At 52.9% G+C, this 13,764-nt stretch carries 14 protein-coding genes; 12 read left to right on the plus strand and 2 right to left on the minus strand.

Annotated elements, in window-relative coordinates; translation table 11 throughout:
* Positions 1-83: 83 nt before the first annotated feature.
* The 4 genes from JM656_RS15200 to gltL all read left to right on the plus strand — a co-directional run bounded on the left by JM656_RS15200 (position 84) and on the right by gltL (position 3,291).
* Positions 84-992, plus strand: a complete 909-nt coding sequence (locus JM656_RS15200) for an amino acid ABC transporter substrate-binding protein (RefSeq protein ID WP_203358499.1) — start codon at positions 84-86, stop codon at positions 990-992.
* A 159-nt stretch (positions 993-1,151) separates the two neighbouring features.
* On the plus strand, positions 1,152-1,892 hold the full coding sequence (gene gltJ, locus JM656_RS15205; protein WP_192611547.1) for a glutamate/aspartate ABC transporter permease GltJ: 741 nt from the start codon (positions 1,152-1,154) through the stop codon (positions 1,890-1,892).
* Positions 1,892-2,566, plus strand: a complete 675-nt coding sequence (gltK, locus tag JM656_RS15210; RefSeq protein WP_203358500.1) for a glutamate/aspartate ABC transporter permease GltK — start codon at positions 1,892-1,894, stop codon at positions 2,564-2,566. The genes gltJ and gltK overlap by 1 nt, the downstream gene beginning before the upstream one ends.
* The gene (gene gltL / locus JM656_RS15215) at positions 2,566-3,291 is read left to right on the plus strand and encodes a glutamate/aspartate ABC transporter ATP-binding protein GltL (RefSeq protein ID WP_162382568.1); all 726 of its coding nucleotides are present in this window, start codon (positions 2,566-2,568) and stop codon (positions 3,289-3,291) included. Before gltK ends, gltL begins: the two co-directional genes overlap by 1 nt.
* A gap of 130 nt (positions 3,292-3,421) precedes the next feature.
* Here the strand turns inward: gltL and JM656_RS15220 are convergent, their stop codons facing one another.
* On the minus strand, positions 3,422-3,904 hold the full coding sequence (locus JM656_RS15220) for a zinc ribbon-containing protein (RefSeq protein ID WP_192611545.1): 483 nt from the start codon (positions 3,902-3,904) through the stop codon (positions 3,422-3,424).
* 235 nt (positions 3,905-4,139) lie between these two features.
* On the opposite strand from JM656_RS15220, the gene leuS reads away from it, so the two are divergent.
* Genes leuS through nadD form a run of 4 tightly spaced genes read left to right on the plus strand, consistent with a single transcriptional unit; the run spans position 4,140 to position 9,005 of the window.
* A complete protein-coding gene (leuS, locus tag JM656_RS15225) occupies positions 4,140-6,722 on the plus strand; it encodes a leucine--tRNA ligase (protein WP_203358501.1) in 2,583 nt (860 codons plus the stop codon).
* 14 nt (positions 6,723-6,736) lie between these two features.
* The gene (lptE, locus tag JM656_RS15230) at positions 6,737-7,330 is read left to right on the plus strand and encodes an LPS assembly lipoprotein LptE (protein ID WP_203358502.1); all 594 of its coding nucleotides are present in this window, start codon (positions 6,737-6,739) and stop codon (positions 7,328-7,330) included.
* On the plus strand, positions 7,330-8,361 hold the full coding sequence (gene holA, locus JM656_RS15235; protein ID WP_203358503.1) for a DNA polymerase III subunit delta: 1,032 nt from the start codon (positions 7,330-7,332) through the stop codon (positions 8,359-8,361). Before lptE ends, holA begins: the two co-directional genes overlap by 1 nt.
* Before the next feature lie 2 nt (positions 8,362-8,363).
* A complete protein-coding gene (gene nadD / locus JM656_RS15240; RefSeq protein ID WP_203358504.1) occupies positions 8,364-9,005 on the plus strand; it encodes a nicotinate-nucleotide adenylyltransferase in 642 nt (213 codons plus the stop codon).
* Here nadD and cobD read toward each other — a convergent pair.
* Positions 8,980-10,074, minus strand: coding sequence for a threonine-phosphate decarboxylase CobD (gene cobD / locus JM656_RS15245; protein ID WP_203358505.1), 1,095 nt, complete (start codon positions 10,072-10,074; stop codon positions 8,980-8,982). The genes nadD and cobD overlap by 26 nt on opposite strands.
* Before the next feature lie 98 nt (positions 10,075-10,172).
* On the opposite strand from cobD, the gene JM656_RS15250 reads away from it, so the two are divergent.
* From JM656_RS15250 to mrdA, 4 genes are all read left to right on the plus strand, one after another.
* Complete coding sequence (locus JM656_RS15250; RefSeq protein ID WP_203358506.1) at positions 10,173-10,784, plus strand: adenosylcobalamin/alpha-ribazole phosphatase; 612 nt, start codon at positions 10,173-10,175, stop codon at positions 10,782-10,784.
* Between the two features lie 257 nt (positions 10,785-11,041).
* Positions 11,042-11,359, plus strand: coding sequence for a ribosome silencing factor (rsfS, locus tag JM656_RS15255; protein ID WP_162382576.1), 318 nt, complete (start codon positions 11,042-11,044; stop codon positions 11,357-11,359).
* 3 nt (positions 11,360-11,362) lie between these two features.
* Positions 11,363-11,830: a 23S rRNA (pseudouridine(1915)-N(3))-methyltransferase RlmH gene (rlmH, locus tag JM656_RS15260; protein ID WP_003022725.1), complete on the plus strand. Its 468-nt coding sequence runs from the start codon at positions 11,363-11,365 to the stop codon at positions 11,828-11,830.
* 31 nt (positions 11,831-11,861) lie between these two features.
* The gene (mrdA, locus tag JM656_RS15265) at positions 11,862-13,763 is read left to right on the plus strand and encodes a peptidoglycan DD-transpeptidase MrdA (protein WP_203358507.1); all 1,902 of its coding nucleotides are present in this window, start codon (positions 11,862-11,864) and stop codon (positions 13,761-13,763) included.
* Position 13,764: the final 1 nt, after the last annotated feature.

Raw genomic sequence — 13,764 nt, forward strand, 5'->3', positions numbered from 1 at the left:
CATTAAAGTTGCAGGTGATAACAACACAGACACTCACAATGGGTATCAATGCGTTTCTGACGCAGACGATAAAGGAGTTGGATATGCAATTACGTAAGCTGGCCACAGCAATGCTGGTGATGGGAATGTCTGCCGGTCTGGCGCATGCAGAAGATGCAGCACCCGCCGCAGGTAGCACGCTGGACAAGATCGCGAAAAACGACGTCATCGTCGTCGGCCATCGCGAATCCTCAGTCCCATTCTCTTATTACGACAACCAGCAGAAAGTGGTGGGTTATTCACAGGATTACTCCAACGCCATCGTTGAAGCCGTGAAGAAAAAACTCAACAAACCTGACCTGCAGGTGAAGCTGATCCCAATCACTTCTCAGAACCGTATTCCGCTACTGCAAAACGGCACATTCGACTTTGAATGTGGCTCCACCACCAACAACCTTGAGCGTCAGAAACAAGCGGCCTTCTCCGACACTATTTTCGTCGTCGGTACACGTCTGCTGGCGAAAAAAGGCGGTGATATTAAAGACTTCCCGGACCTGAAAGGGAAAGCGGTCGTCGTCACCTCCGGCACAACCTCCGAAGTGCTGCTGCATAAACTGAATGAAGAACAAAAAATGGACATGCGCATCATCAGCGCGAAGGACCATGGCGACTCTTTCCGTACCCTGGAAAGCGGTCGTGCGGTTGCCTTTATGATGGATGACGCGCTGCTGGCCGGCGAACGTGCAAAAGCGAAGAAACCGGACAACTGGGAAATCGTCGGCAAGCCGCAATCTCAGGAAGCCTACGGCTGTATGCTGCGTAAAGACGATCCCGAGTTTAAAAAGCTGATGGATGACACCATCGCCAAGGCACAGACCTCAGGTGAAGCGGAGAAATGGTTTGCTAAATGGTTTAAAAACCCGATCCCACCGAAGAACCTGAATATGAATTTTGAACTGTCCGAGCAGATGAAAACGCTGTTCAAAGAACCGAATGATAAAGCGCTTAACTAACTAAAATAAATGGGAGGTTTTCCCTCCCTCTCGATTGCTGCTCAGCACGGACAGACTATATGCCAGGTGGTCGTTCCCCACCTGGCCTGAAAACCGCAAGTCGCTGCGCAACAATCTTCGAGGGTAGCCCTGCTACCCTTTTTTTTCTGGAGTAGATTTATGTCAATAGACTGGAACTGGGGGATTTTTTTACAACAAGCCCCGTTCGGCAACACCACCTATCTCGGCTGGCTCTGGAGCGGCTTTCAGGTCACCGTCGCGTTATCCATTAGCGCCTGGATTATTGCTTTCCTGGTCGGATCCTTATTCGGCATCCTGCGCACCGTTCCTAACCGCTTCCTCTCCAGCCTCGGCACGCTGTATGTAGAACTGTTTCGTAACGTTCCGCTGATTGTTCAATTTTTCACCTGGTATCTGGTGATCCCAGAACTGTTGCCCGAAAATATCGGCATGTGGTTCAAGTCTGAGCTGGACCCCAACATTCAATTCTTTCTCTCTTCCCTGTTTTGTCTGGGGTTGTTTACTGCTGCACGTGTTTGCGAACAGGTTCGTGCCGCTATCCAGTCATTGCCGCGTGGGCAAAAAAATGCCGCACTGGCCATGGGCCTGACGCTGCCGCAGGCCTATCGCTATGTTTTGCTGCCGAATGCGTATCGCGTGATTGTGCCGCCAATGACGTCAGAGATGATGAACCTGGTGAAGAACTCGGCCATCGCGTCCACGATTGGTCTGGTGGATATGGCCGCACAGGCGGGCAAACTGCTGGATTACTCCGCTCACGCCTGGGAATCGTTTACCGCCATTACGCTGGCTTATGTGTTGATTAACGCCTTCATCATGCTGGTGATGAGTCTGGTGGAACGCAAAATCCGCCTGCCTGGCAATTTGGGAGGCAAATAATGTACGAGTTTGACTGGAATTCCATTGTTCCCTCCATGCCTTATCTGCTGGCGGGACTGGTCATTACCCTGAAAATTACCGTCACTGCCGTTATCATCGGGATTGTCTGGGGAACCGTTCTCGCGGTGATGCGACTCTCCAGCTTTGCGCCTGTTGCCTGGTTTGCCAAAGCTTATGTCAACGTATTTCGCTCCATCCCACTGGTGATGGTACTTCTGTGGTTTTACCTGATTGTACCGGGGCTGCTACAGGATGTGCTTGGACTCTCGCCGAAAGCCGATATTCGGTTGATTTCAGCGATGGTCGCGTTCTCTATGTTTGAAGCGGCATATTACTCAGAGATTATCCGTGCTGGTATCCAGAGTATTTCACGCGGCCAGTCCAGTGCGGCACTGGCATTAGGAATGACACACTGGCAGTCAATGAAACTGATCATACTGCCGCAGGCGTTTCGCGCGATGGTGCCGTTGCTGCTCACCCAGGGCATTGTGTTATTCCAGGATACCTCCCTGGTCTACGTATTGAGTCTGGCGGACTTCTTCCGTACCGCCTCCACCATTGGCGAACGCGACGGTACCCAGGTCGAAATGATTCTGTTCGCGGGCGCCGTCTATTTTGTTATTAGCCTGAGCGCGTCGTTGTTGGTCACCTATCTGAAGAAAAGGACAGTTTAATGATTACCCTGAAAAATGTTTCTAAATGGTATGGTCACTTTCAGGTGCTGACCGACTGCTCCACAGAAGTGCAAAAAGGGGAAGTGGTGGTCGTGTGCGGCCCTTCGGGTTCCGGCAAATCAACGCTTATCAAAACGGTAAACGGACTGGAGCCTGTTCAACAGGGGGAAATTACCGTCGACGGCACCGTCGTTAACGATAAAAAAACGGATCTGGCAAAACTACGCTCTCGTGTAGGGATGGTTTTCCAGCACTTTGAACTGTTCCCGCACCTGTCCATTATTGAAAACCTGACGCTGGCGCAAGTGAAAGTCCTCAAGCGTGAGAAAGAACCGGCTCGCAAAAAGGCGCTGAAACTGCTTGAACGTGTGGGTCTTTCTGCGCATGCCGATAAGTTTCCGGCGCAGCTTTCCGGGGGCCAGCAGCAGCGTGTGGCGATCGCCCGTGCCTTGTGCATGGATCCCATCGCGATGTTGTTTGATGAGCCGACTTCCGCCCTCGATCCGGAAATGATCAATGAAGTGCTGGATGTCATGGTGGAGTTAGCGCATGAAGGCATGACCATGATGGTGGTGACTCACGAGATGGGCTTTGCCCGGAAAGTGGCCAATCGGGTGATTTTTATGGATGAAGGCAAAATCGTTGAGGACTCGGAAAAAGAGGCCTTCTTTGCTAACCCGAAATCAGAACGCGCCAAAGATTTCCTCGCTAAAATTCTGCATTAATCTTGCTGGCTGAGAGGTTCGCTTTTTACGCCTGAACGATGCCGGATGGCGCTAACGCTTATCCGGCCTACGCAACAGTGCATTTGTAGGCCGGATAAGACGCGTTAGCGTCGCCATCCGGCACAATGCATTACGGCTCAAACGGCCTACGCTGGAACTGGTCATGACCACATTTCGGGCACAGCGGCAGCACATCCGGGGTGTAGACCGCTAAATGGAAATGGCATTTTTCACAGACCAGATTGCCAAGCCCAACGACCTCTCCGCTGTGATAAACGCCGTGGTGGCTCAGATCCTGAAAAACTTCGCGCCACTCCAGCTGCGTTTTGTCGGTGATGTCGGCCAGTTCCTGCCAGATGCTCTCTTTGATCACCCGCATAAAAACGCTGTCGGATTCCTCGCTCTGGCTCTCCTCGTAGCTCATGGCGAACTCTTCCAGGTCACGTCTGACGGCGCGCGTCAGTTCGTCCACCTCCGTTCGTGTTAACTCCCCTGCCTGCAAAACACGTTGACGCGCCTGTGCTACCAACGCGTCAATATCTCGTTCGCCATTTCGCAAGCGTTCGCTTAATGACGCCACCAGTTCACGGTAATATTGAGCAACCTTGTTCATCACTTCGCCTCCTGGGTCGTTAACTGTCTATAATAATAGACGTTATTTGCGTTCCACTCTGCAAGAGTGCCCACAGAGTATGTAAATTCGTGCAAGAATTGTCCTTACGGGAATTCAGAGCAGAATGCGCGAAAGGCTGTTTTGACGCGGGTGTTTGGGCTATGCTATGCGGATCTGAAACACCACCTCTAAGGCTACGTTTGTAGCTGTATTGAAAACAGGACCACTGGCTGCCATGCAAGAGCAATACCGCCCGGAAGAGATAGAATCCAAAGTACAGCTTCACTGGGATGAGAAGCGCACATTTGAAGTAACCGAAGACGAGAGCAAAGAGAAGTATTACTGCCTGTCTATGCTTCCCTATCCTTCTGGTCGACTACACATGGGCCACGTACGTAACTACACCATTGGTGACGTGATCGCCCGTTACCAGCGTATGCTGGGCAAAAACGTCCTGCAGCCTATCGGCTGGGATGCTTTCGGTCTGCCTGCAGAAGGCGCGGCGGTAAAAAATAACACCGCCCCGGCACCGTGGACGTATGACAACATCGCCTACATGAAAAACCAGCTCAAAATGCTGGGCTTCGGCTATGACTGGAGCCGCGAGCTGGCGACCTGCACCCCGGAATACTACCGTTGGGAGCAAAAATTCTTCACCGAGCTGTACAAAAAAGGGCTGGTGTATAAGAAAACGTCGGCGGTGAACTGGTGCCCTAACGACCAGACCGTGCTGGCGAACGAACAGGTGATTGACGGCTGTTGCTGGCGCTGTGACACCAAAGTTGAGCGTAAAGAGATCCCGCAGTGGTTTATTAAAATCACCGCTTACGCTGACGAACTGCTGCGCGATCTGGACAATCTGGATCACTGGCCTGACACCGTTAAGACCATGCAGCGTAACTGGATTGGTCGCTCTGAAGGCGTAGAAATCACCTTCAACGTGACCGGTTATGACAACACGCTGACCGTCTATACCACCCGTCCTGACACCTTTATGGGCGCGACGTATCTGGCGGTTGCTGCGGGTCACCCACTGGCGCAGAAAGCGGCCGAGAATAATCCACAGCTGGCGTCCTTTATCGACGAATGCCGTAATACCAAAGTTGCCGAAGCAGATATGGCGACCATGGAGAAGAAAGGCGTTGATACTGGCTTTAAAGCGGTTCATCCGTTAACGGGTGAAGAGATCCCGGTGTGGGCGGCAAACTTTGTTCTGATGGAATACGGTACCGGCGCTGTGATGGCCGTTCCTGGTCACGACCAGCGCGATTACGAATTTGCATCAAAATACGGTCTGAATATCAAACCGGTTATCCTGGCGGCTGATGGTTCCGAGCCGGATCTGTCCGCGCAAGCGCTGACCGAGAAAGGCGTTCTGTTTAACTCTGGTGAATTCAGCGGTCTGAGCTTTGAAGAAGGTTTCAATGCTATCGCCGACAAATTAACAGCGCTGGGCGTCGGTGAGCGTAAAGTGAACTACCGTCTGCGCGACTGGGGCGTTTCCCGTCAGCGTTACTGGGGCGCACCGATCCCGATGGTGACTCTGGAAGACGGTACGGTACTGCCGACCCCGGAAGATCAACTGCCGGTGATTCTGCCGGAAGATGTGGTGATGGACGGTATCAGCAGCCCGATCAAAGCCGATCCTGAGTGGGCGAAAACCACCGTTAACGGCCAGCCAGCGCTGCGCGAAACGGACACTTTCGACACCTTTATGGAGTCCTCCTGGTACTACGCGCGTTACACCTGCCCGCAGTACAACGACGGAATGCTGGATCCGGAAGCGGCAAACTACTGGCTGCCGGTTGATATTTACATCGGTGGTATTGAACACGCCATCATGCACCTGCTCTACTTCCGCTTCTTCCACAAACTGATGCGCGACGCAGGCATGGTCAACTCTGACGAACCGGCTAAGCAGTTGCTGTGTCAGGGTATGGTGCTGGCAGACGCCTTCTACTACGTTGGCGAGAACGGCGAGCGTAACTGGGTTTCTCCGGTTGATGCGATCGTTGAGCGCGACGAAAAAGGCCGTATTGTTAAAGCCAAAGATGCCGCGGGCCATGAGCTGGTGTATACCGGCATGAGCAAAATGTCCAAGTCCAAGAATAACGGTATCGACCCGCAGGTGATGGTTGAACGTTACGGCGCGGACACCGTGCGTCTGTTTATGATGTTTGCGTCCCCGGCTGATATGACGCTGGAGTGGCAGGAGTCCGGTGTTGAAGGGGCAAACCGCTTCCTGAAACGTGTCTGGAAACTGGTTTACGAACATACTTCTCAGGGCGATGTTGTCGCGCTGAATGTCGAAAGCCTGAGCGAAGATCAAAAAGCGCTCCGCCGTGACGTGCATAAAACGATTGCGAAAGTGACCGATGATATTGGCCGTCGTCAGACCTTCAACACCGCGATCGCAGCGATCATGGAGCTGATGAACAAACTGGCGAAAGCACCGACGGAAAGCGAGCAGGACCGCGCACTGATGCAGGAAGCGCTGCTGGCGGTTGTCCGTATGCTCAACCCGTTCACACCGCATGCTTGCTTCACCTTGTGGCAGGCGCTGAAAGGCGAAGGCGATATCGATAACGCGCCGTGGCCTGTGGCTGACGAAAGCGCTATGGTTGAAGACTCAACGCTGGTTGTGGTTCAGGTCAACGGCAAAGTCCGTGGCAAAATCACCGTTCCGGTGAATGCAACTGAAGAGCAGGTTCGCGAACGTGCTGGCCAGGAACATCTGGTGGCAAAATATCTTGATGGGGTTACCGTGCGTAAAGTGATTTACGTTCCGGGTAAACTTCTCAATCTGGTCGTTGGCTAAGCGCGGGAGGAAGCGTGCGATTTCTGACAACATTGGTGTTATCTCTGGCGGTGCTGACCACCGCCGGGTGTGGCTGGCACCTGCGTAATACCACGCAGGTTCCTGACACGATGAAAACCATGATTCTGGACTCAGGCGATCCAAACGGCCCGTTAAGCCGTGCGGTGCGTAATCAGTTACGTCTGAATGATATCGAATTGCTTGATAAAGATTCGATGCGTCAGGATGTTCCGTCGTTGCGTCTGGGCCGGGTGAGTATCGCAAAAGATACGGCCTCTGTTTTCCAGGACGGTCAAACGGCGGAGTATCAAATGGTGATGACCGTCAACGCCAGCGTATTGGTTCCCGGGAATGACATTTATCCTATCAGCGTGAAGGTATATCGCTCGTTCTTCGATAACTCGCAGATGGCGCTGGCGAAGGATAACGAACAGGATATGATCATCAAAGAGATGTACGACAAGGCTGCCGAACAGTTGATTCGTAAACTGCCGAGCGTTCATGTTGCTGATGTTCAGTCATCCAAAGAGGACAAGGCGGCTGTTGAGAGTTCAACCGCCGCTCCGGCATCTTCTTCGTCACGCGTCACTACCACGCTGGGTAACTGATGCTTAAGTTGTACCCTGAACAACTCCGCGCACAGCTCAATGAAGGGCTGCGCGCGGCGTATTTATTATTGGGCAACGACCCGCTTCTGTTGCAGGAAAGCCAGGATGCTATCCGCCAGGTCGCTGCCGACAATGGATTTGAAGAACACCACACCGTCACGATCGATACCAGTACCGACTGGGATTCACTTTTCTCGATATGTCAGGCCATGAGTCTGTTTGCCAGTCGGCAAACGCTCCTTTTACTGCTTCCCGAGAATGGCCCTAACGCTGCCATCAACGAGCAACTCGCGACATTGACGACCCTTCTGCATGACGATCTCCTGCTGATCGTTCGGGGCAATAAACTCACCAAAGCCCAGGAAAATGCAGCATGGTACACCGCGCTGGCAGCAGCTGGCGTGCAGGTCAGTTGCCAGACACCGGAGCAAGCCCAGCTTCCGCGCTGGGTTGCCGCACGGGCAAAGCAAAATGGTCTGCATCTGGATGACGCGGCAAATCAGCTGCTGTGTTACTGCTACGAAGGTAACCTGTTAGCGCTGGCGCAGGCGCTGGAACGGCTGTCATTGTTGTGGCCCGACGGGAAACTCACGCTGCCACGCGTGGAGCAAGCCGTTAACGATGCCGCCCATTTTACCCCTTTCCATTGGGTGGACGCGTTATTGATGGGCAAAAGCAAACGCGCGCTGCATATCTTGCAACAGCTACGGCTCGAAGGCAGCGAACCCGTGATTCTGCTGCGCACCATACAGCGTGAGTTACTGTTACTGGTTAACCTGAAACGACAATCGGCGCATACGCCGCTGCGCGCCTTATTTGACAAGCATCGGGTATGGCAAAATCGCCGGAGCATGGTGGGCGATGCGCTGAATCGCCTGAGCCAGACCCAGCTCCGCCAGGCGGTACAGTTACTGACACGTACAGAAATTACGCTTAAACAAGATTATGGTCAGTCGGTGTGGGCTGAGCTGGAGGGACTCTCTCTCCTGCTCTGTCATAAAGCACTGGCCGATGTTTTTATTGATGGTTGATTATGAAATCACTGCAGGCTCTGTTTGGCGGCACCTTTGATCCGGTGCATTATGGTCATCTCAAACCCGTAGAAACGCTGGCCAATTTGATTGGCTTATCCCGGGTCATTGTCATGCCCAACAACGTGCCGCCGCATCGCCAGCAACCAGAAGCCTCAGGTATCCAGCGCAAACATATGCTTGAACTGGCCATCGCCGACAAACCGCTATTTGCCCTGGACGAGCGTGAACTGAAGCGCCCCACCGCCTCTTACACCGCGCAAACGCTGCGCGAATGGCGGATTGAGCAGGGCCCTGAATGCCCTCTGGCCTTTATCATCGGTCAGGACTCACTGCTCACCTTTCCCTCATGGCATGACTATGAAACCATTCTGGGCAATACCCATTTGATCGTCTGTCGGCGTCCGGGATACCCGCTGCAGATGGCGAATGAGCAACATCAGCAATGGCTGGAACGCCATCTGACGTCGGTACCAGATGATTTACACCAGTTACCTGCGGGCAAAATCTATCTGGCAGAAACCCCATGGTTCAATATCTCCGCAACGTTAATTCGTGAGCGTCTGGAAAAAGGTGAGCCCTGCGATGATTTGCTGCCAGAGTCTGTGCTGAATTACATCAATCAGCAGGGGCTGTATCGGTAAACACTTCGCTTAGCGCAGTGAGCACCCGGTTATTCTCCTCTCGGCTACGAATCGCCACCCGGTAAAAACGGGCATCAAGCCCCGGGTAGTTGGCGCAACTGCGAATTAAAATATGTTGCTCCAGCAAAGCCTGTTGTAAATCAATGCCCTTCCTGTCACAGCGTAACAGAAGATAATTCGCCTGGCCGGGATACACCGTCAGTCCGGGCAATGCACGCAAAAGTGCATAAAATCGCTGCCCCTCTTGTGCCAGCCACTGCCACGTCGCCTGCTGATAAGCGGTATCCTGCAAAATAATCTCGCCAGCAAGCGCCGCAAACGCATTGATAGACCACGGCATTTGCTGATTACGCATCTTCGCCACGGCAATTTCGTCGCTGTTGACCAGATACCCCAGACGCAGACCCGGTATGGCGTAAAATTTGGTGAGCGAGCGCAGAACCCAGATATGCGGATGTTTTTCCAGCAGCGGAATAAATCCCTGTTGATCAGGAATAAAATCAATGAACGCTTCGTCCAGGATCAGGGCGATCCCTAACGCTTTACAGCGTTCGGCGATCGTCAGGATCAAATGGGGATCAGGCAGTAGCCCGGTCGGGTTGTTGGGCGTACAAAGAAAGAGGCAATCCAGCTCAGGCGTCAATGCGTCGAGGATCGCGTCAGTCAACTGCCAGCCATCGGGTTCGCGAAGCGCAAACTCATGAATCTGACACTCCCCCCACTGTAGCGCCCGACGGTATTCGGCAAATCCAGGGGTCACAATCATCGCGTGGCGCGGTTTGAGGCCTTTAACCAGCGTAAAGATAGACTCCGTTTCGCCATTGCCCGCCAGAATCCACGCAGCAGGAATGTGGTGATGTCGCGCCAGCGCCTGATGCAAACTGAAATATTCCACGTCAGGATATTTCTCTGCACTGGCAAGATTGTCGATGATCGCGCGTTTTAGGCTTTCAGGCATACCCAGGGGATTGATATTTGCGCTAAAATCCAGCAGCTGTTCAGGCAAGATGCCCAACAATGCGGCGGCTTCCCGGGTGTTACCGCCATGTTCACTCTTCAGTAGAGACATCGTGCCGCTCCGGTTAAAAGCGTCTAGTTTATTGAAAAATCCTTGCGCAATCAGGGCGAATATCATGTTTTGCGTGAATAGGTATCAAGAGGGGAAAAATGCGACTCTGGTTAGTACGTCATGGGGAAACCGAAGCTAACGTAGCCGGGCTATACAGTGGTCATGCACCCACACCACTGACAGACAAAGGAATAGCACAGGCCAGCACATTGAATACATTGCTGCGTGATGTACCTTTCGAGAACGTGTTTTGCAGTGAACTGGAGCGCGCCCGCCACACCGCGCGGTTAGTCCTGCATGAACGCGACGTTCCGGTACGTATTTTGCCGGAGCTTAATGAGATGTTTTTTGGCGACTGGGAAATGCGACACCATCGCGATCTGGCACGTGAAGACGCGGAAAGCTACGCCGCCTGGTGCGCAGACTGGCAAAACGCCATTCCCACCAATGGCGAAGGTTTCCAGGCATTTTCGCAGCGCATCGAACGGTTCATCGCACAATTATCTGATTACAAAGAATATAATAACTTACTGGTGGTCAGCCACCAGGGCGTGTTGAGCCTGCTGATTGCACGGCTATTATCGATGCCCGCCACCTCGATATGGCATTTCCGGGTCGATCAGGGCAGTTGGAGCGCCATTGATTTCTGTGAAGATTTTGCCACGTTAAAGGTTTTGAACAGCCGGGCAGTCTGGAAGCCTGGGGAGTAAAACGCTCTTTTTTCACTTCAGCGGCGTCGCGATCATTGACACCCCCTGACAGGCTGATATCCTCCGCAGCCAGACTTTTTTCGTCGTTCAGAGCTTCGCAGAAATTGTTTTACAAAAATGGCGATGCATTCTGTTGCGTGGGGTGGGATGATAGCCCACTTTCTAAAGCCTGTTCGGTGACTTTTGTCCCGACATCGCCTCTGGTTCAGGTATACTAACGGACCTTTTTATCTCTATTCATACCCCAGGGGGAAAACTTGCAGGGTAAAGCACTCCAGGATTTTGTTATTGACAAAATTGATGACCTGAAAGGTCAGGACATCATCGCCTTAGACGTTCAGGGTAAATCCAGTATCACCGACTGCATGATTATCTGCACCGGTACATCCAGCCGTCATGTTATGTCCATCGCCGACCACGTGGTACAGGAATCTCGCGCTGCCGGCATGCTGCCGCTCGGCGTTGAAGGTGAAAACGTCGCGGACTGGATCGTCGTTGACCTGGGCGATGTCATCGTTCATGTCATGCAGGAAGAGAGCCGTCGTCTGTACGAACTGGAAAAACTCTGGAGTTAATGCGTGAAGCTTCAACTTGTCGCTGTTGGCACGAAAATGCCTGACTGGGTACAAACGGGATTTACGGAGTACCTTCGGCGTTTTCCAAAAGACATGCCTTTTGAGCTGATAGAAATTCCAGCGGGAAAGCGCGGCAAGAACGCGGACATTAAACGCATACTCGATAAAGAGGGTGAGCAGATGCTGGCCGCCGCAGGCAAAAACCGCATCGTCACCCTGGATATCCCAGGCAAACCCTGGGATACGCCGCAACTGGCGACAGAACTGGAACGCTGGAAGCTGGATGGCCGCGACGTCAGCCTGCTGATTGGCGGCCCGGAGGGATTATCTCCTGCCTGTAAAGCGGCGGCAGAACAAAGCTGGTCCCTCTCTGCGCTAACGCTTCCCCACCCTCTTGTGCGGGTGCTGGTCGCAGAGAGTCTGTACCGGGCGTGGAGCATTACCACCAATCACCCTTATCACCGTGAGTGATCGTTTAAGCCTTGAGTAGATTAAGCAGCGGATGAAACTACAGAATTCTTTTCGCGACTATACGGCTGAGTCCGCGCTGTTTGTGCGCCGGGCGCTGGTTGCCTTTTTGGGTATATTGCTGCTGACCGGCGTGCTCATCGCCAACCTTTATAATCTGCAAATCGTGCGTTTTACCGATTATCAGACCCGTTCAAATGAAAACCGTATAAAACTGGTGCCTATCGCCCCCAGTCGCGGGATCATATATGACCGTAACGGTATTCCCTTAGCCCTTAACCGCACCATTTACCAGATAGAAATGATGCCGGAAAAGGTGGATAACGTTCAGGAAACGCTGGATGCGCTGCGCAGTGTCGTCGATTTAAACGATGACGATATCGCTGCCTTCAAAAAAGAGCGCTCGCGCTCCCACCGCTTTACCTCAATTCCCGTTAAAACGAATCTGACAGAAGTACAGGTGGCGCGTTTTGCCGTCAATCAGTACCGTTTTCCCGGCGTGGAAGTAAAAGGCTACAAACGTCGCTACTACCCGTATGGTTCGGCGCTGACCCACGTCATTGGCTACGTTTCGAAGATTAACGACAAAGATGTCGAGCGCCTTGATAAAGACGGCAAACTGGCCAACTATGCCGCAACGCATGATATCGGTAAGCTCGGGATTGAGCGTTATTACGAAGAGGTTCTGCACGGTCAGACGGGTTACGAAGAAGTTGAAGTCAACAACCGTGGCCGCGTGATCCGCCAGCTCAAAGAGGTGCCGCCGCAGGCCGGGCACGACATCTACCTGACACTGGATCTCAAACTTCAGCAATATATCGAAACGCTGCTGGCAGGCAGTCGTGCCGCTGTCGTGGTGACCGATCCCCGAACGGGCGGCGTACTGGCGATGGTCTCCATGCCAAGTTACGATCCTAACCTCTTTGTCGATGGCATCTCCAGCAAAGATTATTCAGGTTTGCTCAACGATCCGAATACGCCGCTGGTTAACCGCGCCACCCAGGGCGTTTATCCTCCCGCCTCGACGGTGAAACCGTATGTGGTGGTATCTGCGCTCAGTGCAGGCGTGATCAACCGTAATACCGGTCTGTTTGACCCAGGTTGGTGGCAGTTGCCAGGTTCCGAGAAGCGCTACCGCGACTGGAAAAAATGGGGACATGGCCACCTTAACATCACGAAATCACTAGAAGAGTCGGCGGATACGTTTTTCTATCAGATTGCCTATGATATGGGGATAGACCGCCTCTCCGAGTGGATGAGTAAGTTTGGCTACGGTCATTATACCGGTATCGACCTCTCCGAAGAGCGTTCCGGTAACATGCCAACCCGTGAGTGGAAGCAAAAGCGCTTTAAGAAACCGTGGTATCAGGGTGATACCATTCCGGTGGGTATCGGTCAGGGATACTGGACCGCGACGCCTATCCAGATGAGTAAAGCGCTGATGATCCTCATCAACGACGGTGTGGTGAAGGTTCCCCATCTCCTGATGAGTACAACAGAAAACGGTAAACAGGTTCCCTGGGAACAACCGCCCGAAAAACCGGTCGGGGATATCCATTCGGGTTACTGGGAACTGGCTAAAGACGGGATGTATGGCGTGGCAAACCGTGGGAACGGTACTGCGCATAAATACTTCGCCAGCGCGCCTTATAAAATTGCCGCAAAGTCCGGTACCGCGCAGGTCTTTGGTCTGAAAGCCAATGAAACCTACAATGCGCACAAAATTGCCGAGCGTTTACGTGACCATAAACTGATGACGGCATTCGCGCCGTACAACGATCCCCGGGTTGCCGTGGCTATCATCCTTGAAAACGGTGGTGCAGGTCCGGCGGTAGGTACGATCATGCGTCAAATCCTCGACCACATCATGTTGGGTGACAACAACACCAATTTGCCAGCGGAAAACCCAGCGGTTACAGCGGCGGAGGACCAATAAT

Source organism: Citrobacter sp. R56, from assembly GCF_016811995.1.
In the GTDB taxonomy this organism is placed as follows: domain Bacteria; phylum Pseudomonadota; class Gammaproteobacteria; order Enterobacterales; family Enterobacteriaceae; genus Citrobacter_D; species Citrobacter_D enshiensis.